This window comes from Citrobacter sp. CK206, from assembly GCF_030333125.1.
Lineage (GTDB): Bacteria > Pseudomonadota > Gammaproteobacteria > Enterobacterales > Enterobacteriaceae > Citrobacter_B > Citrobacter_B koseri.
On the sequence record NZ_JAOWGM010000030.1, the window covers coordinates 672741 to 697159 of the forward strand.

The window sequence follows — 24419 nt, forward strand, 5'->3', positions numbered from 1 at the left end:
TATTTTAGCAAACCCCGATCTCTACCATTTTCGCTTTTGTGTCCCTGGAATAGAGGGAATGAATGATTTGATCAAAGAGAGGGCAAAAAAATTGCTAAAAAATGTCCATGAACCGCATAAATGGGCAGTTTGCCTCTCGACGACGCAGGGCAGCCTGCCTATTATTTATGGCGGTGTCGTTTTGGCTAACGTTCAGAGGGGAGAGAGATGCGCGCAGCGTTTTTAGTGGGGTGTGCCGCGTTATTATTGTCGGCCTGTAGTAATGAGCCTGTTCAGCAGGCGACGGCAGCGCATGTTGCGCCGGGGTTAAAGGCGGCAATGTCCAGTTCCGGGGAAGCTAACTGCGCCATGATTGGCGGGTCGCTCTCTGTTGCCCGTCAGCTTGACGGATCGGCGATTGGCATGTGCGCATTACCCAACGGCAAACGCTGTAGTGAACAGTCGCTCGCCGCTGGAAGCTGCGGCAGCTATTAATGCACTAAATCAGCCAGTCGGAACATCAGCGTTTGTTCTGCGGTCGCCAGCGTCAACTGGTTAGCCGTTAAGTCGACCTGCGCGCCTTGTTTGAGCATCGCGCTAATGGTGTGATCCAGTTCATTTAACTGCGGGTCGGCGCACATCATACGCGTCATCGCCATGTCTTTGACTTTCAGCTCGCCATCAGACAGCTTGCCCTGGCCACTGAAGCGGTTGCACATGCGGCCGGAAACCGTCATTTTTTCACCGAAGCTTAACTCCGGGGCGTTCTTACCCGCAGCGACTGGTTTTCCGTTTACACTCTCCAGAACAAAACGGTGATGCTGTAGCTGATCACGGTTAACGGAGACTTTTCCATTGCTGACGCAGCCTGCCATAAGCATGCTGAGTGCAACCAGTGCGACGATCTTCTTCATTAAAACTCTCTACATTTGCTGACGGGAAATCATTCATAATTGTAATGATATAGCCTGGTATATCATCGGGGATTATCTGAAAGTGCTCCCCTGAACGCAGGGGAGCAGAAGGGTCAGAACAGGGCGTTCGGGCAGGTTTCACCTTTTGAGAGCTGTTCCAGATTTTGCAGAGTGGTTTCCGAGATGCTGGTCAACGCTTCCGCAGTCAGGAAAGCCTGGTGCCCGGTGAATAGCACGTTATGGCAGGCAGACAGACGACGGAATACGTCATCCTGAATCACATCGTTGGACTTGTCCTCAAAGAACAGATCGCGTTCGTTTTCATAGACGTCCATCCCCAGTGAACCAATCTTCTGGTTTTTCAACGCTTCAATTGCCGCCTGCGAATCAATCAACGCCCCACGACTGGTGTTGATCACCATCACCCCATTTTTCATCTGATCGAACGCGGCATGATTAAGCAAATGGTAGTTTTCAGCTGTCAGCGGGCAATGCAGAGAAATGACATCAGATTCCGCAAACAGCGTCGGCAGATCGACATACTCCACGCCAAGCTCCAGCGCGGCGGCGCTTGGGTAAGGATCAAACGCCAGCAGTCGCATACCAAAACCTTTCAGAATACGCAGCGCGGCGACGCCGATCTTGCCCGTCCCGATCACGCCAGCCGTTTTACCGTGCATGGTAAAACCGGTCAGACCTTCCAGTGAAAAGTTTGCATCACGGGTACGTTGATAAGCGCGATGAATGCGACGGTTCAGCGTCATCATCATACCAATCGCATGTTCGGCGACGGCTTCAGGAGAATAGGCCGGGACGCGCACGACTTGCAGACCCAGCTCTTTTGCGGCGTCCAGATCGACGTTATTGAAGCCAGCGCAACGCAGCGCAATGTATTTTACGCCGTGCTTTTTCAGCTCTTCCAGAACCGGGCGGCTGCCGTCGTCGTTAACGAAGATGCATACCGCCTCGCAACCGTTGGCGGTTTTTGCCGTTTTTTCAGTCAGCAGAAAGTCAAAAAATTCAAGTTCAAAACCAAAGGACTCGTTAACATGTTGCAGGTACTTCTTGTCGTACTGCTTTGTACTGTAAACAGCGAGTTTCATAAGACTTTCTCCAGCGATGGTGGAATAACATTGAATCAATTAAAATTATCTTACAAAATTTAAAAAATAATTGATAGGCGTGACCATGACATAATGAATAATTTTAGAACATCTCTTCTTAAGGCACCTATCATACTAAAATTAAACAACTTTCTTTAACACATATTTCCCTTTCGGTCATTCTGAACCCACGCCTTATCAGTGGGCCAGTTACTCTTCCACAGACTGACGTATCCTTTCTGTAGCGAATCAGTCTGACAGACGTTCGTAACGTCGAACAACCGACAGACATAACCTGCAAACCATCACTTTCATACGAAATCACCTATCGCTTCAATTGATTGACAAAAATTAATAATTGCTCCGCCCATCGCTCCATTCCATGATGAATTTCATGAACTTTTTCATTTGCTGTGATATTTATCACATTTCTGTAAATTTCACCAATTGTCCTGTCTGGTGTGACCAGCAGTAATTTCCCTTTTATTTTTTGCACTTATTTAAACAGGCGTTGATATGCTCCTGTTATCCCGTTTATCAAGGGATTGTCAAAGGATTCCAAATAAGCATAATTTAACCAAGAAATTAGTTTTGTTATTTTAACTGGAATCTTCGTGATTTTTATTAACACGTTCAATACAAACGAGAGTGGAGGGATGATATTGCCTTAACTTAATACATACTATTAACAACACAGCATGTTAAATCCTGTCTTATCCGGCGAAGTTAAGTTGGAGGTGTTATTATGACTGCGCGCAGTATCGTAGCGACTTTTTAATGGAATAAAAATGTACGCGATGAATCTGTCGATGAATAAGCCTGGAACAGTAAGCAAGATAACCTTATTGAATAAACCAATTTCAATAACTGAAAATGCCTGCTCTACATGTAGTCTACTGGAGCAGCTTCACAGGTATCCTTCAGCTACTGTCGTAATATATGGGCGGCCGTCTTTATTTTTGAGTTTCTGGCTGCATGTTCGGGAATGTTACCCGTGCGCAGCATTGATATTTAAGCATGGCTATTTTTTGCCTGTGGATGAGACCATTGCTGAGTTTTTTAACTACTTCACTATTGAAGGGAGAAGCGGTGTAAAACACCACGATAAAACAATACAGCGTGTAATTTATTTTCTTCCTCCTGTTTTACTAAGGAAAGAATCTGTTCAGGATACAGCATATCTTACGGATACAGTACCTTTACTTAATGAAATAACACATGCGCGACTTTCTTCCGGGAGGTTATCGAAGCTGTCTAAAAGTGTTCTTGCACTAATACTTTCTGGCTTCAGTCGAGAGATGATAGCAATTAATTTAAAAGTTGGAATCAGGCAAGTCTGGTTGATTGAAAACTTCCTACGCAAAAGATGGCGAATTCCAGATTGTTGTTCTCTGGTTGAGTCTGTTTATTTCTGCAATAGATAAAAATTGTTCCTAATTTTAATTTAAGGGTGTTTACATGCATAAGAATGTTATGGCCTCTATGTTAGGTGTGGTTTTGTTCGGTGCTCTAAGCAATATCAGTTGGGCAGCGGACCAGAGTGAAGATCTCAACGCAACAGTCACTAAACGTGAGCTATATACCCAACTGGCTACATTAGCTCAATCCCTTTCTCAAAAAGGGGGCGTTTCTAAAGATGAGCTGACCAAATATATAGATAATCATGTAAAAGCTACAAATGACAGAACGAGAGAGTATATTAAAGCTACAGATAAAAGTACGAGAGAGTATGTTGATAATGCTATTAGTGCTCGGGATATCTTGCAGAGTGTTTATACTGATGTTTTAGCGGAGCATATTGATGCTCAAAATCGCTCGCTGGCTTCACAGCAGGACGCAATAAATACGGTGAAACAGGACGTGACCGTAAGCGTTGGGAAGGTTAATAAAGAACTGGATGAACAAAAGGATGTTCTGCGCGGCGAAATCGGCCAGGCCAAAGCTGATGCAATTGCACAGGCTGACAATAATGCGAAAGTCGTGCGTGGCGAGCTTAAGCAGCAGGGTGACTCCCTGCGTGGTGAAATCGGCAGCGCCAAAAGGGATGCCTACGCACGGGCCGACAGTAATGCAAAAGCCGTGCGTGGCGAGCTTAAGCAGCAGGGTGATTCCCTGCGCGGCGAAATCGGCAGTGTCAAAAGGGATGCTTACGCGCGTATAGACAACAATACGGAAGCTGTTCGTGGCGAGCTTTCTCAGACCAGCAAATATTTATCTGGAAAAATCAATGCTAACCAGTCTGCGGTCAGTAAGAATAGTCGCCGTTTAGATCTTCATGAATCCTGGCAAAAAATGGCGGCAGACAGAATGAATGGTCTGCAAAAACAGATATCTAACAACCGCAAAGAAATTCGTGAAAGTGCAGCTCAGAATGCGGCGCTTGCAGGTTTATTCCAGCCTTATAGCGTGGGTAAATTTAATGCTACTGCGGCATTGGGAGGATATTCAGATAAGCAGGCAGTAGCCGTTGGGATCGGCTACCGCTTTACAGACAATGTTGCAGGTAAAATGGCGGTTGCGGCCGGTGGAGATTCCGTTTCATGGAACACGGGTATTAGTCTGGAGTTCTGATTAAAGCTTACAGCAGGGGGTATTTTACTTTCTGCTCATGGAGCAATAATGAAAGTTATCATCGCGACGCATGATTTTTATTTTCAGCAAGGCGCTGAAGTATTATTCAACTCGTGTGAGGCACTTGGTGTTGAACATTTTAACAGCGAAAGAGAAACGTATTTTATTATCTGTGATAATGAGTTCGCCGGACTCATGAGCATACTTTTCTACGGGTATGATTTTTACCTTGCCTGCAAGTCAGAGCCTTGCAATATGAAGCATGGATCTTGTTTGAATGATCAAGGTAAATCATTAACATATAATGAAAGAATTATCGCTTTCCTTTTATACTATAAACACTTTAGTGTAGAGCAAATCGCCAGGGTGAGAGGTCGAAGTAAGAAAACAGTATATTCGCATATTTACAATATCAAGAAAAAAATCGGCTTAAAAAATGGAATGCACCTGCCATTTAAAAGTAACGGCATTGATCGGAATGCTTTTTTTGAACTGATATTTCTCATTTGAGATAAAATCTGACTGGCATCTCATTATTATCTTCCCGGAGAATATGAATGAAGAATTTCATTAATCGATTTATTCGCTCAGATTACGATATCGTCATTCTTCGCCTGAGCGTTATCGGTGTATTTATGTTGTTTGGTACTTATAAATGGTTTGATTTTGAAGTTATGGCCCTGGAGCCTCTGATTTCATCAACATGGCTCAATATTCTGTATTTGATTTTTGGTGTCCACGGGGGAAGTTATTTCCTTGGCGTTATGGAAACCATTACATTTCTTGCGTTGATCATTGGCTTCGCCCGACCTGGTGTTGGCATATCTGGCGATCTCATTGTTATCACTACAGGAGTAACGACTCTGAGCCTGCTGCCACAACTGGGGAAAATTGACAGCTTCATTATCAAGGATGTTCTCTTGATTGGTGCTGGCGCAGTTTTGCTGAAATATGACCTTACCCGGTATCTGGCATTCAGGAATGGAACATACCGGGTATAAACGCTGCTACAGGATGGCAGGAATGTGAGCCCAGGCAGAGGATCTGCAAATGGTCAGTCCTCTGCGCCTCTGTTTTCCGTAATAAATCAGGAGGCTGAGTTAATTCAGTACAAAATGTTTGCCTGACTGCGGATGTGCGCCATCACGGTGAGATGGCAGAAAGAACGGATACTAACGCTCTGTTATATCATCAACTTTATCATTTCTAAGACGGCCTCAAAATTGTTGGGTCGCGGCAGAACATCTATCCTTAGTGAGGGCGACGCCTTCAACTGAGCGCCCAAACATGCCACAATACGGGCCTTACCGGCTTAATTTTTGCTAAATCAGGATATTAACTACCCATGAAGGGTAAATACAAAGCCGTTCTCGCGCTACTTTTATTATTGATCCTTATACCGTTAACGCTGCTCATGACGCTTGGCCTGTGGCTTCCTACGCTGGCGGGCATCTGGTTACCGGTTGGTACGCGTATCGCGCTGGATGAAAGCCCGAAACTTACGCGCCACGGCCTGCATATCCCGGAGCTGCGTTATCTGGTGGAGGACTGCCCGTTAGCGCGCATGAGCGGCACGGAACTCACCCATCCCAGCCGCTGGCAGCTGAATATCGGTACGCTTGAACTGGACTCCGCCTGTCTGGCAAAACTTCCTGAATCTGAACCATCGCCCGCGGCGCCGCGCACGCTCGCAGAATGGCAGTCTATGCTGCCTGATACCTGGGTTAATATCGACCGGCTTATTCTTTCTCCCTGGCAGGAATGGCAGGGGAAATTGTCGCTTTCGCTGACGCCAGCCCTCCAACAGATTCGTTATCAGGGCGAGAAGGTCAACTTTCAGGGGCAGCTACACGGGCAAAACTTCACCGTCAGCCAACTGGAGGTGAGCGCCTTCGAAAATCAGCCCCCTGTAAAACTGGAAGGGGAATTTACGCTGCCTCTGGTGCCGGACGGGCTGCCGGTGAACGGACACGCCGTCGCAACGCTGAGCCTGCCGCAGGAACCGTCGCTGGTGGATGCGGAACTGGAGTGGCGGGACAACGCCGGACAGCTGATCGTCATGGCGCGCGGTAACCCGGAGCCGCTGCTCGATCTCCCCTGGCAGGTTACTCGCCAGCAACTTGCCATCAGCGATGGACGCTGGAACTGGCCGTATCAGGGCTTTCCGCTGAGCGGACGTCTGGGGATCAACATTGATAACTGGCAGGCAGGTCTTGAAAATGCGGTGATAAGTGGCCGGTTGAATGTTCTGACGCAAGGCGATGCGGGTAAAGGCAATGCGGTGCTGACGATTGGGCCAGGCAAGCTGAGTATGGATAACAGCGACATGCCCTTGCGTTTAACCGGTGAAGCGAAACAGGACGATCTGATTTTTTATGCAGTACTGCCGACACAGCTCACCGGCAGTCTGGCCGATCCACAACTGACCTTTGAACCCGGCGCGCTGTTGCGTTCTCGTGGCCGGGTGATTGACTCTCTGGATATTGACGAAATTCGCTGGCCGCTGGCTGGCGTAAAAGTTACCCAACGCGGAGTTGATGGCCGATTACAGGCAATTTTACGCGCGCACGAAAATAAGATGGGCGACTTTGTCCTGCATCTTGATGGGCTGGCGAATGATTTTCTTCCCGATGCGGGGCGCTGGCAGTGGCGCTACTGGGGCGAGGGCAGCTTCACCCCGATGAACGCCAGTTGGGATGTCGCCGGGAAAGGAGAATGGCACGATAACACCATCACGCTTACCGACCTGTCCACCGGGTTCGATCAACTGCAATACGGCACGATGACGGTGGCGTCTCCGCGCCTGGTGCTGGATAAACCGATCGTGTGGGTTCGTGATGCCGGGAACCCGACCTTCAGCGGCGCGTTATCGCTGGATGCGGGCAATACCGTGTTCACCGGCGGCAGCGTCTTACCGCCGTCAACGCTCAAATTCAGCGTTGAAGGAACGGACCCAACGGTATTCCAGTTCAAAGGCGACCTGCACGCCGGGGCGATTGGGCCAGTGCGGGTAAATGGGCGCTGGGACGGCATTCGTTTACGCGGGCAGGCCTGGTGGCCAAAACAGTCGGTTACGGTCTTCCAGCCCTTGCTGCCTCCTGACTGGAAAATGAATTTGCGCGCAGGCGAACTGTACGCGCAGGTGGCTTTTTCCGCCGCAGAGGATCAGGGGTTCGAAGCGGGTGGACACGGCGTACTGAAAGGCGGTAGCGCCTGGATGCCGGACAACCAAATCAACGGCGTCGATTTTGTGTTGCCGTTCCGTTTCAGTCAGGGCGCCTGGCAACTGGGAACGCGCGGGCCGGTGTCATTACGCATCGCAGAGGTGGTAAACCAGGTCACCGCGAAAAATATCACGGCCGATCTCCAGGGAAGTTATCCGTGGAGCGAAGAGAATCCTTTATTGCTGAGTGACGTGAGCGTGGATGTGCTGGGCGGCAAAATCATCATGAAACAGCTGCGTATGCCACAGCACGATCCGGCACTGCTGCGGGTGCAAAATGTCTCTTCCAGCGAACTGATCAGCGCGGTGAATCCCAAACAATTTGCGATGTCCGGCCCGGTTAGCGGCGCGCTTCCGCTGTGGCTGAGCAATGAAAAATGGATCATTAAAGACGGCTGGTTAACCAATCCAGGCCCGATGACGCTGCGTATCGATAAAGATACCGCCGATGCGGTCGTCAAAGACAATATGGCGGCAGGCGCGGCAATCAACTGGTTACGCTATATGGAGATTGCCCGTTCGTGGACGAAAATTAATCTGGACAATCTGGGTGTGCTGACCATGCAGGCGACGGTCACGGGTAAAAGCCATGTGGACGGTAAAGTCGGCACGGTTAACCTGAACTATACCCATGAAGAAAATGTCTTTACGCTCTGGCGCAGTTTGCGTTTTGGCGACAACTTACAGGCATGGCTTGAACAAAACACCGCGTTGCCGGAAACCCGTTGCCCGGAAGGCAAGGAATGTGAGGAACAACAATGAAAACGATGATTGCCATGCTGGCGCTCTTCTTACTGGCTGGCTGTACGCCGCGTATTGAAGTTGCAGCGCCGAAGGAACCGATCACCATCAATATGAACGTCAAAATTGAGCATGAAATTCATATCAAGGTTGATAAGGACGTGGAAAGTTTATTGAAGTCACGCAGTGATTTGTTCTGAGGTCATGATGAAAAAACAGCTTAGAGCGACCGTTCTTATCCTGAGTTTATTGAGCTGCAACGCCATCGCGTTGACCCTGAGCGAAGCGAGAACGCAAGGGCGAGTGGGGGAAACGCTTAATGGTTATCTGGTGGCGCTGGCAACCGATCCAGAAACGCGCTCGCTCGTCAGCGAGATTAATAAAGAGCGTAGCGCCAGTTATCAACAGCTGGCGAAAAGCCATCAGATTCCGGTGGATGAGGTGGCGAAAATGGCCGGACAAAAGCTGGTCGACCGTGCAAAACCGGGTGAGTATGTGCAGGGCATTAACGGTAAGTGGCTGAAAAAGTAACTGGCAACAGTGCGTAGCTTCTGCGTATTTTCTGTTTTGTATGATAAAGCGCGATAATTTGCAGGGTAAGTTTCTATACTGTCTGCTCTGAAGCGATATTCAGCAAGAGGGGCAGTTATGGCAAGTCACGGTAATTCAGCGACGTTTTCTCTCGGTTCCCGGCAGGTAAAACGGCTGGGCTATGGGGCAATGCAACTGGCAGGACCTGGTGTATTTGGCCCGCCGAGAGATCGTCACGTCGCGCTGACGGTGCTTCGGGAGGCGATTTCGCTGGGTGTGAATCACATTGATACCAGCGATTTTTACGGCCCGCATGTTACGAACCAAATCATTCGAGAAGCGCTGCATCCGTATCCTGACGATCTGGCGATCGTTACCAAAATTGGCGCCCGTCGCGGGGAAGATGCGTCGTGGTTGCCCGCTTTCTCGCCTGCGGAACTGAAGCAGGCGGTTCACGATAATCTGCGTAATCTCGGACTTGATGTGCTGGATGTGGTCAACCTGCGCGTTATGTTCGGCGACGGTCATGGCCCGCATGAAGGATCTATCGAAGAGAGTTTTAGCGTGCTGGCAGAACTTCAGCAGCAGGGGCTGGTGAAGCATATCGGTCTGAGCAATGTCACTGCGAAACAGGTGGCTGAGGCGAGGAAGATTGCCGAAATTGTTTGCGTGCAGAATGAGTACAACATTGCCCATCGCCAGGATGACGCACTCATTGACGCGCTGGCGGGCGAGGGTATCGCTTATGTGCCGTTCTTCCCGCTGGGCGGGTTTACGCCGTTGCAGTCATCAACGCTCTCCGACGTTGCCGCCAGCCTGAATGCGACGCCAATGCAGGTAGCGCTGGCATGGTTGCTGCAACGTTCAGCCAATATCCTGTTAATTCCGGGAACGTCGTCAGTGACGCATTTGCGTGAAAATATGGCGGCAGGGGATTTGCAACTTTCGGATGAGGTTCTTGCGGTGCTGAATGGCATGAATGCCTGATGGAGGTTATCCGGCCTGCGGGAGGATGACACCCCTTGCAGGCCGGATGAGGCAAATTAGCGATGAAAAATCTTATGCAGCAACAACGCTGTCAATCGCCGCTTTGGCATCAGACTGCGCTTTGGCCGCAACTTCCGGGCCGTAAGCAATCCCTTCAGCAAACACGAAGTTCACGTCGGTGATACCAATAAAGCCCAGGAAGACTTTCAGGTACGGCGCGATCAGGTCAGTCGGCGTATCTTTGTGGATACCACCACGGCTGGAGAGAATCACCGCACGTTTACCAGTCACCAGACCTTCCGGCCCTTTCTCGGTGTAACGGAAGGTGACGCCCGCGCGGGCAACCAGGTCAAAATAGTTTTTCAACTGAGTCGGGATGTTGAAGTTGTACATCGGCGCCGCAATGACGATCACATCGTGCGCTTGCAGTTCCGCGATCAGCTCGTCGGACAGCGACAGCGCGTCCTGTTGACGCGGAGTCAGCGGAGCGTCGCTCGGGCGCAGGGCACCCACCAGTTCGCCATCCAGTACCGGAACAGGATTCGCGGCCAGGTCGCGCACGGTGATCGCATCCGCAGGATGCTTTTCGCGCCACTGTTCAACAAAATAATCAGACAACTGACCAGACTGAGAGTACCCTGCCAGAATACTGGATTTAAGAACTAATACTTTGCTCATGGGTGTTTCCTTTTATGTGTTTGAATGGGGTGAGCCCCGTTGCTTGTTGACACTCTATTCACAATCCTGTCGCAGAGATAGCGCAATATATCGAATCCTATGTTCGAAATTATTGAACAACACACGAAAAGCGCCGATGTGGTACTCTATACCAATCATTAAAAAGAGATTTTACCCGGCAGAGCACTGCCCTCTAATGCTATGACAGAACAACAGAAAATCACCTTCGCCGCACTTCAGCAACAGCTGGATACGCTGATGCTGCGTGACAGGCAGCGCTTTGCCCGCCGCCTGCATGGCGTGAAGAAGGTTAAAAAACCTGATGCACAACAGGCCATTCTCCTGGAGATGGCGAAAGAGATTGAACAGGCAGCAGGTAAAATTGTGCTGCGCGAAGCCGCCAGACCGGAAATAACGTATCCAGAAAATCTGCCTGTCAGCCAGAAAAAACAGGCCATCCTGGAGGCCGTTCGCGACCACCAGGTGGTGATTGTGGCGGGGGAGACCGGCTCGGGTAAAACCACGCAGCTGCCGAAAATTTGTATGGAGCTGGGGCGCGGTATTAAAGGGCTGATCGGCCATACGCAGCCGCGTCGTCTGGCGGCGCGTACCGTTGCCAACCGTATTGCCGAAGAGTTGCAAACGGAACCGGGCGGCTGCATCGGTTATAAAGTCCGTTTCAGCGATCACGTCAGCGACAACACGATGGTTAAGCTGATGACGGACGGTATCCTGCTGGCGGAAATCCAGCAGGACAGGCTGCTGATGCAGTACGACACCATCATCATTGATGAAGCGCACGAGCGCAGCCTGAATATCGATTTTCTGCTTGGCTACCTGAAAGAGCTGTTGCCGCGTCGCCCGGATCTGAAAATCATCATCACCTCCGCGACCATCGACCCGGAGCGCTTCTCGCGTCATTTTAACAATGCGCCGATCATTGAAGTTTCCGGCAGAACGTACCCGGTTGAAGTGCGCTATCGTCCGATTGTCGAAGAAGCGGACGATACCGAGCGCGATCAGCTTCAGGCGATTTTTGACGCGGTGGATGAACTGGGGCGTGAAAGTCCCGGCGATATCCTGATCTTTATGAGCGGCGAACGCGAAATTCGTGATACCGCCGATGCGCTCAATAAACTCAATTTGCGCCATACCGAAGTATTGCCGCTGTATGCACGCCTCTCTAACAGCGAGCAGAACCGCGTGTTCCAGTCGCACAGCGGACGTCGCATCGTGCTGGCGACTAACGTGGCGGAAACCTCGCTGACCGTACCGGGCATTAAGTACGTTATCGATCCCGGCACTGCGCGCATCAGTCGCTACAGCTACCGTACCAAAGTGCAGCGGCTGCCGATTGAACCGGTTTCACAGGCTTCCGCTAACCAGCGTAAAGGCCGCTGTGGCCGTGTGTCGGAAGGGATCTGCATCCGTCTGTATTCGGAAGATGACTTCCTGTCGCGCCCGGAATTTACCGACCCGGAGATTCTGCGTACCAACCTGGCTTCGGTTATTTTGCAAATGACGGCGCTGGGGCTGGGCGATATCGCCGCATTCCCGTTTGTTGAAGCGCCGGATAAACGCAACATTCAGGACGGCGTGCGTCTGCTGGAAGAGCTTGGGGCGATTACGACCGATGAGCAGCAAACGGCTTATAAACTGACGCCTTCAGGACGCCAGTTGTCGCAGCTGCCGGTAGACCCGCGTCTGGCGCGGATGGTGCTGGAAGCGCAGAAACACGGCTGCGTGCGTGAGGCGATGATCATCACCTCCGCGCTGTCTATTCAGGACCCGCGTGAGCGCCCGATGGATAAACAGCAGGCGTCCGATGAGAAGCACCGTCGTTTCCACGATAAAGAGTCTGACTTCCTCGCCTTTGTGAATCTGTGGAATTACCTCGGCGAGCAGCAGAAAGCGCTGTCGTCGAACCAGTTCCGCCGCTTGTGTCGCACTGATTACCTGAACTATCTGCGCGTGCGCGAATGGCAGGATATCTACACCCAATTGCGCCAGGTGGTGAAAGAGCTGGGTATTCCGGTAAACAGCGAACCGGCGCAATACCGTGAAGTGCATATCGCGCTGCTGACCGGGCTGCTGTCGCATATCGGGATGAAAGATGCCGACAAGCAGGAGTATACCGGCGCGCGCAACGCCCGTTTCTCCATCTTCCCAGGTTCCGGTTTGTTCAAGAAGCCGCCGAAGTGGGCGATGGTCGCAGAACTGGTGGAAACCAGCCGCCTGTGGGGGCGCATTGCGGCGCGCATCGATCCCGAGTGGGTGGAACCGGTTGCCCAGCATCTGATTAAGCGTTCTTACAGCGAACCGCACTGGGAACGGGCGCAGGGCGCGGTGATGGCGACGGAGAAAGTGACCGTGTACGGTCTGCCGATAGTGGCCGCGCGTAAGGTGAATTACAGCCAGATCGACCCGGCGCTGTGTCGCGAGTTGTTTATTCGTCATGCGCTGGTAGAGGGCGACTGGCAGACGCGCCACGCCTTCTTCCGCGACAACCTGAAACTGCGTGCGGAAGTGGAAGAGCTGGAGCACAAATCGCGTCGCCGCGACATTCTGGTCGATGATGAGACGCTGTTTGAGTTCTACGACCAGCGCATCAGTCATGACGTGATCTCCGCGCGCCACTTCGACAACTGGTGGAAAAAAGTCAGCCGTGAAACGCCGGATCTGCTCAACTTTGAAAAGAGTATGCTCATCAAAGAGGGCGCGGAAAAAATCAGCAAGCTGGATTACCCGAACTTCTGGCACCAGGGAAATCTTAAGCTGCGGCTGAGCTATCAGTTTGAACCGGGCGCCGACGCCGACGGCGTCACTGTCCATATCCCGCTTCCGTTGTTAAACCAGGTGGAAGAGTCCGGGTTTGAATGGCAAATTCCAGGTCTGCGCCGAGAGCTGGTGATTGCGCTGATTAAATCGCTGCCGAAACCGGTACGGCGGAACTTTGTTCCGGCGCCGAACTATGCCGAAGCGTTTTTAGGTCGCGTAACGCCGCTGGAGCTACCGTTGCTGGATGCGCTGGAGCGTGAATTGCGGCGGATGACCGGCGTGACGGTAGATCGCGAAGACTGGCACTGGGATCAGGTGCCCGATCATCTGAAGATCACCTTCCGCGTGGTGGATGACAAAAACAAGAAGTTGCAGGAAGGGCGCGCTTTGCAGGGGCTGAAAGAGGCGCTGAAAGGGAAAGTCCAGGAAACACTCTCGGCGGTGGCAGATGACGGCATCGAGCAGAGTGGGCTGCACATCTGGAGTTTCGGTCAGCTGCCGGAAAGCTATGAGCAGAAACGCGGCAATTACAAAGTGAAGGCGTGGCCTGCGCTGGTAGATGAGCGTGATAGCGTCGCCATCAGGCTGTTCGACAATCCGCTGGAGCAGCAACAGGCAATGTGGTGCGGTTTACGCCGCTTGCTGCTGCTGAATATTCCGTCGCCGATTAAGTATCTGCACGAAAAACTGCCGAACAAAGCCAAGCTCGGTCTGTACTTTAACCCGTATGGCAAAGTGCTGGAGTTGATTGACGACTGCATCTCCTGCGGCGTGGATAAGCTGATCGACGCCAATGGCGGCCCGGTATGGACGGAAGAGGCTTTTGCCGCGCTGCATGAGAAGGTGCGCGCTGAGCTGAACGACACCGTTGTCGATATCGCGAAGCAGGTCGAGCAGATCCTGACCGCCGTGTTCACGATCAACAAACGTCTGAAAGGACGCGTGGATATGACGATGGCGCTGGGGCTGTCTGATATCAAAGCGCAAATGGGCGGGCTGGTGTATCGCGGTTTTGTCACCGGCAACGGCTTTAAGCGCCTCGGCGATACGCTGCGCTATTTGCAGGCGATTGAAAAACGGCTGGAGAAACTGGCGGTTGACCCGCACCGTGACAGGGCGCAGATGCTGAAAATCGAAAGCGTGCAGCAGGCCTGGCAGCAGTGGATTAATAAGCTGCCGCCAGCCCGCCGTGATGACGACGACGTCAAAGAAATCCGCTGGATGATTGAGGAGCTGCGCGTCAGCTACTTTGCACAACAGCTCGGCACGCCGTACCCGATCTCCGATAAGCGCATTTTACAGGCGATGGAGCAAATCAGCCTGTAGCTCCATGCTCAGCTCAGGCAGGAGATACCTTCGGGTATCTCCTGCGGGGCGGCGCGCTTTAGCCTGTCATAAAGCAGCGCAATGTCTTTTTCGAATGCCGTATCTTGCGGCCAGACCAGATAGTAGCCTTCTCCGGTTGCCACCGCTTCATTGAACGGAAGGGTGAGCAGACCGCTTTTTACCGCCTCCAGACTGAGCAGCAGATCGCCCACGGAGACGCCATGCCCCCTTATCGCCGCCTGATTTCCCTGTTCCAGCGTGTCGAACACTTTTCCCCGGCGGGTATTCAGCCCGTTAAATTTACCGCTGCGCGCCAGCCATCGCGTCCAGTCGCGCCGGTCTGGCGAAGGGTGAATAAGCTCGCAGTCGGCAATGTTTTCTCGTACCTGTTCAAGCAGCGCGGGGGCGCATATCGGGATCAGCCACTCTTTAAAAAGCAGCCTGCTTTGCGTGCCGGGACCAAAATGACCGTTGCCTAACAGGATGGCGCAGTGAAAGGGTTCGCGATTGAAATCCACCGTATCGGTGTCCATCCAGACGCTGGAAAGCTCCACGTTAAGCGAGGGCTCCTGCTGATGTACGCTGTTCAGCACGTCCAGCAACCAGCCCATTGTCAGGGTTGAGGGCGCCTTTAAGCGCAGACCGTGCTGCTGGTTGCGAAACGCGGAGCAGGCGTTTTCCAGCGTCCAAAAGCCTGTGGCCAGCTGCTCCGCCAGCGCGCGTCCCGCTTCCGTTACCTCAACCTGCGGGCCGTTGCGGTGAAACAGCGAGCAGTCAAACGTTGTCTCCAGGGTACGGATATGTCTGCTGACCGCACCCGGAGTGACGTTCAGCGCGTCAGCGGCTTTGCTGAATGATCCGAGGCGGGCGGCGGCTTCAAAAGCGCGCAGGGCATACAGTGGCGGCAGAGTCATGGCGATACGCTATTGTGAGTTTTACTCACATTAAATAGCAGTTTTATTCGTTTTTCAAACGTCATCGCCCGCTGAATAATGCCGGGAGTTTCCGGGCCTGTGTGCGTTATGAAGGAGAAAAGGCGTTGATTAATCTGACATTGCTGAGTGCGTATAGTTTATCGGTTTTACTGTTGCTGGTCACGCCCGGCCCGGTGGTTGCGCTGGTAACTGGAACGGCGGCCCGGCACGGCGCGCGTAAAGCCTTTGCGACGGTGATCGGAACGAACAGCGCCTCTCTGGTGCTGATTATCCTGGCGGCGCTGATGCTGGCTGGAGTGGTGTCGATCTCCGGTTTGTTTCTGTCTTTGCTGGGGATCGCAGGGTCGTTGTATATCGGCTACGGCGCGTTAATCAGCCTGCGGGCGGGGAATCCACAGGCAAATGCGCAAGAAAACACGGTCGCTGCGGACGACGGCGGGGTGATCCGGGGATTTATTACCGGCATTTCAAATCCGAAAGACATCCTTTTCTTTGTCGCTTTCTTCCCTCAGTTTATTGCGGTGACGCAGAACTTCGCCGCCAGCATTATGACGCTGACGGTGGTGTGGATCATTTTTGATTTTGCTGTTTTATCGCTGTACATCCTGCTCATCAATAACTGGTTGTCACCGCATCACAGCAGGCGTATTGGGCTGGCGTCATCGCTGTTTTTGCTGGTGGTATCGCTGTCTGGCCTGGTCTATAACGTCCGCGAAATCATTCACCACTTGCCGTACGGATGACGTCAGACTGACCAGCCGCCGCCCAGCGCTTTGTAGAGATCAATCTGCGCCAGCAGCAGATTGTTTTTCACCTGCACCACATTGGTTTGCACTGAGAACAGCGTGCGCTGGGCGTCCAGTACATCCAGATAAGACGAATAGCCATTGCGATAGCGATTCTGGGCGATGCGCAATGTTTCCTGCGCCACATCCTGCTGCGCCTGTAATTCACTGAGTTGTTCCTGATAGCGGGTGATGGCGTCGAGGCTATCGTTTACCTCTCTGAAGGCGTTACGCACGGTTTTTTCATAACTGTACAGCGCCTGATTACGCTGGGACTGGGAAATATCAACCTGCGCATTCAATGCCTGACGGTTAAGCAGAGGGGCGAGAATGCTGCCGCCGATACTCCATAAGCGGAGCGGGTCGTCAAGCAGACCGGGGAGAGTGCGATCCTGCACCGATCCGGTCGCCGTCAGGTTGATCGACGGCAGCAGGCTGGCGCGAGAGGCGGCAAGCGTCGCATCAGCCGCAATAAGCTGTCTCTCGGCCTGCACAACATCAGGACGGCGGTTGAGCAACGAAGAGGGCAACTGTGACGGCAACGTTAAGGGCGTCAGCGCATCAAAACGGTCGCTACGGGCCAGGCGCGTCGGGTTGCTGCCCAGCAGAAGACTCAGCGCGTTTTCCTGTTGTGCGATTTGGTGCTCAAGCAGGGGAATTTGCGCGCGCGTAGAGCGAAGCTCAGAATCCGACTGCATCAATTCCAGGCGCGAGCTGTAGCCTGTTTCATATTGCCGTTTTGCCAGATTCCAGGCTTCTTCACGCGATTTCAGCGTCGATTTTGTCACGTTGAGCTGCTCATCCAGCGCCAGCAGCGTGACATAACCGGACGCAACGGACGAGGCAACGGTCAGATCGGCGGCGGCGGCCGCCGCTTTTTGCGCCGCCAGCGAGGCCTGCGCCGCACTGGCGGTGCTGCGATTAACGCCCCAGATATCGACATCGTAGCTTGCCGTCAGGCTGCCCTTATACAACGTACTGTAGATCGGAAGTCCGGTTGCCGCAGACTGCGTTCGCGCCCGCGCTCCGCTAACGCCCGCATCCAGCGAGGGGAACAGGCTGCCTTCGGCGGCATAGACCCTGGCCTGGTATTCATTTACCCGTTCGCGGGCAATCAGCACGTCACTGTTATTTTGCAGAGCCTGATCGACATAACGATTCAGATGACTGTCGTGAAAATTTCTCCACCATACCTGTTCTGTTGCGCTGGCGGGGCCGGTGGCGGTTCGCCAGGCGGCGGGGATTTGCAAAGACGGTTTTGCGGGTGCCACATCAACCGACTGACAGCCACTGAGCAGCAGGGCGAACAGCAAAGCGGCAACGGGACGGCGCGTCATTGTTTCGCCTCCCGGGTATCGATATGTACCTGCACCGACATGCCCGGACGCAATCGCGCAATCTCCTCCGGTTTACCCAGTACCTCCACCCGAACCGGAATGCGCTGGGCGATTTTGACAAAGTTGCCGGTCGCGTTATCCGGCGTAATGGCGCTGAACTCCACGCCGGTTGCCGGAGAAATGCTCTCCACCCGGCCTTCATAAGCCCGATCATTCAGCGCATCGACAGTAAACCGTACCGGCTGACCCACGCGCAGCTCCGCCAGTTGCGTCTCTTTAATATTGGCGATAACCCAGTGCTGCGGCGGCACCAGCGTGGTGAGGTGCGTTCCGGCGGTGACATACGCGCCGAGGCGGACGGCAATCTGCCCAAGCTGGCCGTCGCGCGGCGCGACAATGCGGGTATTTTGCAGATCGATCTGCGCCAGCTCTAACGCTGCGCGGGCATTCTCAACGTCGGCTTCCAGCGCTCCCCGGTTGACGATCACTGTTTGTAAATCCTGTCGTGACATCTCCAGCGTGGCTTTCGCCTGGTCGATATCCGCGCTGCCTTGCGCGGCGCTGGCCAGCGCCGCATCGCGTTCACGAATCGACAGCGAACCGTCGGCGGTGAGATCTTTCACGCGTTTCAAATCTGCCTGGGTTTTCAGACTTTGCGCTTTGGCGTTCTTCAGTACCGCTTCATTGCGCGCAATCACGGCTTCGGCGCTTTTACGCTGTTGCAGGTTGTTATTTAACGCGGCGATTTTCATGGCCAACTGCGCTTCGCCCTGATGGACACGCTGGCGATAAATACGGTCGTCGATCTGCATCAGCAGTTCGCCTTTTTTCACCTGCACAAAGTCCTGCACATTCACCTGCGTGATATATCCATTCACCTGCGGGCTAATAAAGGTGGTTTGCCCACGCACATAGGCGTTATCCGTAAATTGCGTATGGCGGGTAAACGGCGGTAATTGCCAGGCGTAGAGGATCACCAGAACCCCGACGAGGCCAATGGCGGCAGCGGCAAAAATTGACACCACACGGAGATTGTTTCGGGTATTTGCCTGCTCTTTGGCGGCATCCTGCTGACTCATAGCGGCTCCTGAGGTAAAGCGATAAACATAATTTTCATCTGTTACTTGGTTCCGGTGGCTTTTTTCAGCGCCATCCGGGCGGTAATACGCAGTCGCAGCAAGCGCCATAAAATCCAGATTAGCGTAGCGGCGGCAATGCTGGCCGTCAGTAAATAAGTATCGTTATAGGCGAGGATATTTGCCTCAAGCGACGTAACGGTTTGTAGCTGGGCGATCGCCTGGGTGTTCAGCAATGCGCTGTCGCCAATCAGGCTTTTGTACATCTGGCTGTACATCTGTAGACGCTCATTCACCAGCGGATTTAGCGTGGTGAGCTGATCGGCCAGCAGGCTGGAGTGATATTTTTCACGCCAGGTCTGGAACGTGCCGAGAATGGCGGAGCCCAGCAGACCGCCGATGTTCTGACTCATCCCAAATAAGACGGAAAAACTGACCAGATTGCGCGGATCGGCGATGACGCCGCCGATACCCGCCAGCATTGCCGGGGCAAGGAAGAACGCGCTGCCAAAGCCGAGTAAGAATTGGCTGACCATTAACTGGTCGGGGCGCGTCAGGTTTGTGGAGTGGCTGTCGAGCAGCGAGGCGATGATCATCAATGCCAGCGACGTAATCACGGGCCAGGCCAGTCTCGTCGGTTTAATCGTCAGGCAACTGGTGATGATGCCGCACACAATGCCAGCGAAAATTGACCAGGCCAGATGCGTCATTTGCTCATTCTGTAAGCCAGCGTATTGCAGCCAGCCAATTACGCCGGTGTTTTGCTCCGCCAGCACAATGCGGATCAACAGCATAATCAGCCCCAGGCGGAGAATACTGCCGCTGGAGAGCCAGCGCGTATTCAACAGCGGATTGCTGCGGTTATGCTCGAACACAATTGCGCTGATGATGAGTACCGTCGCCAGCGCCAGAGACCAGCCAATCCAGGGCGCTTCAAACCACCAGTCCAGTCGCCCCAGCGACAGCACGGCACAGACCAGCGCCATGCCGGGCGCGAGCAGAATAAAAGTAATAAAGTCTTTCTTTTCAAAAACCTTACGTCTGTCGCCGGGAGGCAGTTTTAAGGCGATGACGCAGCCCAGCGAAACCAGCGCCAGTCCCAGCTCAAAGAAGTACAGGCCGCGCCACTCATCCAGTTGTAGCAGTTCGGTAGAGAACAACCGGGCGAGGGGAATAGCCAGCGACGACCCGGTAATACCGATCGTTAACGCTTTCAGACGGTGTTTCGCAGGCCAGGCCTGTATCTGATAATAAATACCCAGCGAACTGAGCGCGGCGGCGACCATACCGTGCGCCGCGCGTACCATTAGCGCGGAACTCAGATCGTTGACGAAGAGGTGAAAGAAGGTGACCAGCACATACAGCACCAGAAAACCTTCGGTAAATGCCCGCAGACCAAACTGCTGGCGAAATTTCACCAGCAGCAGGTTAATTGAGACATTGGTCATGACATAAACGGCAGGCAGCCAGGCGATCTCCGTCGACCAGGCGGCAAAGGTGCCCTGTAAATTTTGCAGATTCGCGGTCACGACCGCGTTCCCGAGTGCGCCGGTCAGACACACCAGCAGGCCGACCACGCCGTAGGCGATGCGTTTCGGCGTGCTGTGAATGGGAGTCGAAGGTGAGCCTAACAGCGCGGGCTTTTCGTGAGGCTGCCACTCGCGAGGAGCATAAGGATCGCGTTGGGGCAGGCGCATAACGTCGTATACCTTTGTATTATTTTAATGGTTAGCGGGCTAATGATTCTACGTCTGACGTAAACCATAATTCAAGTGAATATGAAAACGCCCGGTAAATCAAATATTCATTGCCGTTAAGCCGGGATTTTCGCTCATTGAACGTTGTTTGACATCAACGCTTTATCTCACCCTCGCACCACAGGATAATCAGCGGATCGTCTTTCGGAGTGATCTGGTACTCACCAGAAGCCACTCCGGTACTCTGCAAGGAACACAGGAGGAAGAACCATGAGAATGAGACCGTTTCCGGCATTATCCAGTGCAACGCTGGAAGCAGCGAACACGCTGGGGCATTGGCTGGCCCAAAATGACTTCTCTGGTGACGCGCCGTATCAGGCTGACTGCGTTGTGCTGGCGGGGAATGCCGTCATCCCGGTGATAGACGCCGCCTGCAACATAGCGAAAGCGCAGCAGATCCCGCTGTTGATCAGCGGCGGTATCGGCCATTCCACCACGTTTCTCTATGCCGCCATCGCCGGGCACCCGAGCTACAACACCATACGCACCACCGGGCGTACGGAAGCCAAAATCCTCGCGGATATCGCTCATCAGTTCTGGCAGATCCCGACGGAGAACATTTGGCCAGAAGACAAGTCAACAAACTGCGGTGAGAACGCGCAGTTCAGCTGCGCCCTGATTGGTCAGGTATCGGCGCCCATTAACACCGCCATTATCGTACAGGACCCGACAATGCAACGCCGGACGATGGCGACGTTCCGCCGCGTCACCTGCGACGATCCCGATTCGCCCCGCTGGTTGAGCTATCCGGGTATTGTCCCGACGCTGTGCCAGCACGATGACGGCGTGGATTTTGCCGGAGAACAGAAGGGGTTGTGGTCCGTGGATCGCTATCTCTCCCTGATTGCGGGAGAGCTTCCGCGTTTACGGGATGATGAAACCGGCTACGGGCCGCGTGGCCGCGACTTTATTGTGCACGTTGATATTCCCGCTGACGTTGAGGCGGCGTGGCAGACGCTGCAAAATGACGCTGACCTGATTGAGACCATGAACAGTCGTTCGTTGCGTTAATGTTACTTTCTTGCCCGTTTGCGGAAATTTACGCTCAAACGGGCAAACTCTCTCCCCGATATCGCCCCTCTGACAGAACCTTCCTGGCTGCTTTTATGAAGCACGTCACAAAACCAGCACCGCAGACGGCTCTGAGAACATGTGATTGTTATTACTTAACAATGATTTTACTTGTTAAAAACAATTCAATTACAGGAGCAGCGCATGTCCGCACCCGTACAACACCCGATGTATATCAATGGTCAATTTGTTAGCTGGCAGGGAGACGCATGGATTGATGTGGTGAATCCTGCCACCGAAGAACTGCTCTCCCGTATTCCTGATGGCGGCGCGCAAGAGGCGCGTCAGGCCATTGACGCCGCTGCGCGCGCTCAGCCGGAATGGGAGGCGCTGCCTGCGATTGAACGCGCGGGGTGGCTGAGAAAGATCGCGGCAGGGATTCGTGAGCGGGCAGAAGAGATCAGTGCGCTGATTGTCGCGGAAGGCGGAAAAATCCAGCAGCTGGCGCAGGTGGAAGTCGCGTTCACCGCTGACTACATCGAATATATGGCCGAGTGGGCGCGCCGTTATGAAGGCGAGATCCTGCAAAGCGACCGCCCCGGAGAAAATATTCTGGTCTTTAAACGCGCGCTGGGCGTCACCACCGGGATTCTGCCGTGGAACTTTCCGTTCTTTTTGATTGCCCGTAAGCTCGCTCCGGCGTTGTTGACCGGGAATACCATCGTCATTAAACCCAGCGAATTTACGCCAAACAATGCCATTGCTTTCGCGCAGATCGTGCATGACATCGGCTTACCGAAAGGCGTATTCAACCTGGTGCTGGGACGCGGTGAAACAGTTGGGCAGGAGCTGGCGGGGAACCCGAAAGTCGCGATGGTAAGCATGACCGGCAGCGTGGTCGCCGGCGAGAAAATTATGGCGGCGGCAGCGAAAAACATCACTAAAGTTTGCCTGGAACTGGGCGGGAAAGCCCCGGCAATCGTGATGGACGATGCGGATCTTGAACTGGCCGTGAAAGCGATTGTGGATTCCAGAGTGATCAACACCGGGCAGGTCTGTAACTGTGCTGAGCGCGTTTATGTGCAAAAAGGGATTTACGATCGCTTTGTGAATCGTCTGGGCGAGGCGATGAAAGCGGTTCAGTTTGGCGATCCGGCACAGCGTGATGACATCGCAATGGGGCCGCTGATTAACGCTGCCGCGCTGGAGCGGGTAGAGCAGAAAGTGGCGCGCGCCGTACAGGAGGGCGCTCGCGTGGCGTTGGGCGGCAAGGCCGTGGAGGGCAAAGGTTATTATTATCCACCGACGCTGCTGCTGGACGTTCGCCAGGAGATGACCATCATGCATGAGGAGACATTTGGCCCCGTGCTGCCGGTTGTGGCGTTTAATACGCTGGAAGAGGCGCTGGAGATGGCGAACGACAGCGATTACGGTCTGACATCGTCTGTATATACGCAAAACCTGAATGTTGCGATGAAGGCGATCGGCGGGCTGAAATTCGGCGAGACCTACATCAATCGCGAAAACTTTGAGGCGATGCAGGGATTCCATGCTGGCTGGCGCAAGTCAGGTATTGGCGGGGCGGATGGCAAACACGGTCTGAACGAGTATCTGCAAACGCAGGTGGTCTATTTGCAGTCCTGATGTAGCAGGCCGGGGTTTTCCCCGGCCTGCTAATGGCGGTCACACTTTGGTCGCAATCCAGTTCATCATCAGTTCCGGCCAGACCGCGACCGGCAATCCCTGCGTATCACGAATGCCAAACCCGTGTTTTCCTCGCTCAAACAGATGCATTTCCACCGCTACGCCAGAACGGCGCAGCGCGTTAAAAAATACCAGGCTGTTTTCCACCTTTACCGCCGGATCGTTGATGGCATGCAGCAGAAATGTGGGCGGCGTATCGGCATCCACGCGTTCCTCAAGCGAGTAGTGGCGAATCTGTTCATCGTCAGGTTCCGCACCCATCAGCTCAAGGCGTGAGCCGGGATGATGAATGTCGTCACGCATGGTGATGACCGGATAGACCAGCGCCATAAAAGCAGGGCGGGCGTTGATTTCATCCAGGCTGTCGATGGGGGGACAGGCGGGTTCAGCAAAGCGCGTTCCCAGACTGGCGGCGACATGCGCACCGGCAGAAAAACCCAGCACTCCGATGCGTTCCGGGTCGATCTTCCACGCTTGCGCATTGGCGCGAAGATAGCGCATCGCGCGCTGCACATCCGCCAGCGGCGCGTTTGCCCCCTCATCATGGCCATCTCCGGGCATCCGGTAGGTCATCACGAACAGGGTATAACCACGCGCATTAAAAAAGGGTGCCAGCGCGCTGCCTTCTTTGTCCAGCACGACGCGCCGGTAGGAACCGCCTGGCGTCACGAGAAGCCCCACGCCGTTGGGTTTATCTGGCGCGTAAACGGTGATTTCAGGAGATCGGACGCCCGTGACGGCGCGATCGAAGATGGATGTACCGGTATGCCGCGGTTCTGGCGTAAAAACAGCATCGCTGTTTTTCGCTCCGGGGGCTTCGCCATCAGGCCAGAGGGTAAATGTGGCTGAGCGGGAGACGGCTTGCGCCATCATTTCTTCTAAGGTTTCGCGGCTGAATACGTCCATGACTGTGCTCACTCAGTGATAAACGTTATCTATAACACAGTTAATCCATTGAAAATCGGAAGGGATTCACATCGTCT

At 53.4% G+C, this 24419-nt stretch carries 20 protein-coding genes; 12 read left to right on the forward strand and 8 right to left on the reverse strand.

Annotated elements, in window-relative coordinates; genetic code table 11:
- Nucleotides 1-207: 207 nt before the first annotated feature.
- Nucleotides 208-474 (forward strand): putative hemolysin, encoded by a 267-nt coding sequence (locus OGX81_RS20395; protein WP_012132302.1) that lies wholly within the window; start codon nucleotides 208-210, stop codon nucleotides 472-474.
- Here OGX81_RS20395 and hslJ read toward each other — a convergent pair.
- Nucleotides 471-893: a heat shock protein HslJ gene (gene hslJ, locus OGX81_RS20400; protein WP_012132303.1), complete on the reverse strand. Its 423-nt coding sequence runs from the start codon at nucleotides 891-893 to the stop codon at nucleotides 471-473. The genes OGX81_RS20395 and hslJ overlap by 4 nt on opposite strands.
- A gap of 113 nt (nucleotides 894-1006) precedes the next feature.
- A complete protein-coding gene (gene ldhA / locus OGX81_RS20405; protein ID WP_012132304.1) occupies nucleotides 1007-1996 on the reverse strand; it encodes a D-lactate dehydrogenase in 990 nt (329 codons plus the stop codon).
- Nucleotides 1997-3454: 1458 nt separating this feature from the next.
- Between ldhA and OGX81_RS20410 the strand changes: the two genes are divergently transcribed.
- The 7 genes from OGX81_RS20410 to OGX81_RS20440 all read left to right on the forward strand — a co-directional run bounded on the left by OGX81_RS20410 (nucleotide 3455) and on the right by OGX81_RS20440 (nucleotide 10049).
- Nucleotides 3455-4567: a YadA-like family protein gene (locus tag OGX81_RS20410; protein WP_104868626.1), complete on the forward strand. Its 1113-nt coding sequence runs from the start codon at nucleotides 3455-3457 to the stop codon at nucleotides 4565-4567.
- A gap of 48 nt (nucleotides 4568-4615) precedes the next feature.
- Nucleotides 4616-5077, forward strand: coding sequence for a helix-turn-helix transcriptional regulator (locus OGX81_RS20415; RefSeq protein ID WP_104868627.1), 462 nt, complete (start codon nucleotides 4616-4618; stop codon nucleotides 5075-5077).
- A gap of 47 nt (nucleotides 5078-5124) precedes the next feature.
- The gene (locus OGX81_RS20420; RefSeq protein WP_012132309.1) at nucleotides 5125-5568 is read left to right on the forward strand and encodes a DUF417 family protein; all 444 of its coding nucleotides are present in this window, start codon (nucleotides 5125-5127) and stop codon (nucleotides 5566-5568) included.
- Nucleotides 5569-5912: 344 nt separating this feature from the next.
- Complete coding sequence (locus tag OGX81_RS20425) at nucleotides 5913-8552, forward strand: YdbH family protein (protein WP_104868628.1); 2640 nt, start codon at nucleotides 5913-5915, stop codon at nucleotides 8550-8552.
- On the forward strand, nucleotides 8549-8731 hold the full coding sequence (locus OGX81_RS20430) for a YnbE family lipoprotein (protein WP_012132311.1): 183 nt from the start codon (nucleotides 8549-8551) through the stop codon (nucleotides 8729-8731). Before OGX81_RS20425 ends, OGX81_RS20430 begins: the two co-directional genes overlap by 4 nt.
- Nucleotides 8732-8738: 7 nt before the next feature.
- Complete coding sequence (locus tag OGX81_RS20435) at nucleotides 8739-9062, forward strand: YdbL family probable chaperone protein (protein ID WP_024130313.1); 324 nt, start codon at nucleotides 8739-8741, stop codon at nucleotides 9060-9062.
- A gap of 117 nt (nucleotides 9063-9179) precedes the next feature.
- Complete coding sequence (locus tag OGX81_RS20440; protein ID WP_012132313.1) at nucleotides 9180-10049, forward strand: aldo/keto reductase family oxidoreductase; 870 nt, start codon at nucleotides 9180-9182, stop codon at nucleotides 10047-10049.
- Between the two features lie 72 nt (nucleotides 10050-10121).
- On the opposite strand, the gene azoR is transcribed toward OGX81_RS20440, so the two are convergent.
- The gene (gene azoR / locus OGX81_RS20445) at nucleotides 10122-10727 is read right to left on the reverse strand and encodes an FMN-dependent NADH-azoreductase (protein WP_049011899.1); all 606 of its coding nucleotides are present in this window, start codon (nucleotides 10725-10727) and stop codon (nucleotides 10122-10124) included.
- 201 nt (nucleotides 10728-10928) lie between these two features.
- On the opposite strand from azoR, the gene hrpA reads away from it, so the two are divergent.
- On the forward strand, nucleotides 10929-14831 hold the full coding sequence (gene hrpA, locus OGX81_RS20450) for an ATP-dependent RNA helicase HrpA (RefSeq protein ID WP_047463604.1): 3903 nt from the start codon (nucleotides 10929-10931) through the stop codon (nucleotides 14829-14831).
- 8 nt (nucleotides 14832-14839) lie between these two features.
- On the opposite strand, the gene OGX81_RS20455 is transcribed toward hrpA, so the two are convergent.
- The gene (locus OGX81_RS20455; protein ID WP_104868629.1) at nucleotides 14840-15745 is read right to left on the reverse strand and encodes a LysR family transcriptional regulator; all 906 of its coding nucleotides are present in this window, start codon (nucleotides 15743-15745) and stop codon (nucleotides 14840-14842) included.
- A 128-nt stretch (nucleotides 15746-15873) separates the two neighbouring features.
- Here OGX81_RS20455 and OGX81_RS20460 point away from each other — a divergent pair, with 128 nt between their 5' ends.
- Nucleotides 15874-16509, forward strand: a complete 636-nt coding sequence (locus OGX81_RS20460; protein WP_104869131.1) for a LysE family translocator — start codon at nucleotides 15874-15876, stop codon at nucleotides 16507-16509.
- A gap of 2 nt (nucleotides 16510-16511) precedes the next feature.
- Here the strand turns inward: OGX81_RS20460 and OGX81_RS20465 are convergent, their stop codons facing one another.
- Genes OGX81_RS20465 through OGX81_RS20475 form a run of 3 tightly spaced genes read right to left on the reverse strand, consistent with a single transcriptional unit; the run spans nucleotide 16512 to nucleotide 20661 of the window.
- Nucleotides 16512-17888 (reverse strand): efflux transporter outer membrane subunit, encoded by a 1377-nt coding sequence (locus OGX81_RS20465; RefSeq protein ID WP_104868630.1) that lies wholly within the window; start codon nucleotides 17886-17888, stop codon nucleotides 16512-16514.
- The gene (locus OGX81_RS20470; RefSeq protein ID WP_104868631.1) at nucleotides 17885-18967 is read right to left on the reverse strand and encodes an HlyD family secretion protein; all 1083 of its coding nucleotides are present in this window, start codon (nucleotides 18965-18967) and stop codon (nucleotides 17885-17887) included. The genes OGX81_RS20465 and OGX81_RS20470 overlap by 4 nt, the downstream gene beginning before the upstream one ends.
- Nucleotides 18968-19008: 41 nt before the next feature.
- A complete protein-coding gene (locus tag OGX81_RS20475) occupies nucleotides 19009-20661 on the reverse strand; it encodes an MFS transporter (protein ID WP_373561833.1) in 1653 nt (550 codons plus the stop codon).
- A gap of 270 nt (nucleotides 20662-20931) precedes the next feature.
- On the opposite strand from OGX81_RS20475, the gene OGX81_RS20480 reads away from it, so the two are divergent.
- Both OGX81_RS20480 and aldA read left to right on the forward strand, forming a co-directional pair.
- Nucleotides 20932-21732 (forward strand): YdcF family protein, encoded by an 801-nt coding sequence (locus tag OGX81_RS20480; protein ID WP_104868632.1) that lies wholly within the window; start codon nucleotides 20932-20934, stop codon nucleotides 21730-21732.
- Nucleotides 21733-21936: 204 nt separating this feature from the next.
- Nucleotides 21937-23376: an aldehyde dehydrogenase gene (gene aldA / locus OGX81_RS20485; protein ID WP_104868633.1), complete on the forward strand. Its 1440-nt coding sequence runs from the start codon at nucleotides 21937-21939 to the stop codon at nucleotides 23374-23376.
- Between the two features lie 39 nt (nucleotides 23377-23415).
- Here the strand turns inward: aldA and OGX81_RS20490 are convergent, their stop codons facing one another.
- On the reverse strand, nucleotides 23416-24342 hold the full coding sequence (locus OGX81_RS20490) for an alpha/beta hydrolase (RefSeq protein WP_104868634.1): 927 nt from the start codon (nucleotides 24340-24342) through the stop codon (nucleotides 23416-23418).
- Nucleotides 24343-24419: the final 77 nt, after the last annotated feature.

Excerpts from the sequence above, each read along its gene's own strand:
- OGX81_RS20430 (WP_012132311.1), top strand. The coding sequence starts at position 8,549 with ATGAAAACGATGATTGCCATGCTGGCGCTCTTCTTACTGGCTGGCTGT.
- OGX81_RS20480 (WP_104868632.1), top strand. The coding sequence starts at position 20,932 with ATGAGAATGAGACCGTTTCCGGCATTATCCAGTGCAACGCTGGAAGCA.
- hrpA (WP_047463604.1), top strand. The coding sequence starts at position 10,929 with ATGACAGAACAACAGAAAATCACCTTCGCCGCACTTCAGCAACAGCTG.
- OGX81_RS20410 (WP_104868626.1), top strand. The coding sequence starts at position 3,455 with ATGCATAAGAATGTTATGGCCTCTATGTTAGGTGTGGTTTTGTTCGGT.
- OGX81_RS20465 (WP_104868630.1), bottom strand. The coding sequence starts at position 17,888 with ATGACGCGCCGTCCCGTTGCCGCTTTGCTGTTCGCCCTGCTGCTCAGT.
- OGX81_RS20490 (WP_104868634.1), bottom strand. The coding sequence starts at position 24,342 with ATGGACGTATTCAGCCGCGAAACCTTAGAAGAAATGATGGCGCAAGCC.
- hslJ (WP_012132303.1), bottom strand. The coding sequence starts at position 893 with ATGAAGAAGATCGTCGCACTGGTTGCACTCAGCATGCTTATGGCAGGC.
- OGX81_RS20425 (WP_104868628.1), top strand. The coding sequence starts at position 5,913 with ATGAAGGGTAAATACAAAGCCGTTCTCGCGCTACTTTTATTATTGATC.
- OGX81_RS20420 (WP_012132309.1), top strand. The coding sequence starts at position 5,125 with ATGAAGAATTTCATTAATCGATTTATTCGCTCAGATTACGATATCGTC.
- OGX81_RS20395 (WP_012132302.1), top strand. The coding sequence starts at position 208 with ATGCGCGCAGCGTTTTTAGTGGGGTGTGCCGCGTTATTATTGTCGGCC.
- aldA (WP_104868633.1), top strand. The coding sequence starts at position 21,937 with ATGTCCGCACCCGTACAACACCCGATGTATATCAATGGTCAATTTGTT.
- OGX81_RS20455 (WP_104868629.1), bottom strand. The coding sequence starts at position 15,745 with ATGACTCTGCCGCCACTGTATGCCCTGCGCGCTTTTGAAGCCGCCGCC.
- OGX81_RS20440 (WP_012132313.1), top strand. The coding sequence starts at position 9,180 with ATGGCAAGTCACGGTAATTCAGCGACGTTTTCTCTCGGTTCCCGGCAG.
- OGX81_RS20470 (WP_104868631.1), bottom strand. The coding sequence starts at position 18,967 with ATGAGTCAGCAGGATGCCGCCAAAGAGCAGGCAAATACCCGAAACAAT.
- azoR (WP_049011899.1), bottom strand. The coding sequence starts at position 10,727 with ATGAGCAAAGTATTAGTTCTTAAATCCAGTATTCTGGCAGGGTACTCT.
- OGX81_RS20435 (WP_024130313.1), top strand. The coding sequence starts at position 8,739 with ATGAAAAAACAGCTTAGAGCGACCGTTCTTATCCTGAGTTTATTGAGC.
- OGX81_RS20415 (WP_104868627.1), top strand. The coding sequence starts at position 4,616 with ATGAAAGTTATCATCGCGACGCATGATTTTTATTTTCAGCAAGGCGCT.
- ldhA (WP_012132304.1), bottom strand. The coding sequence starts at position 1,996 with ATGAAACTCGCTGTTTACAGTACAAAGCAGTACGACAAGAAGTACCTG.
- OGX81_RS20475 (WP_373561833.1), bottom strand. The coding sequence starts at position 20,661 with ATGCGCCTGCCCCAACGCGATCCTTATGCTCCTCGCGAGTGGCAGCCT.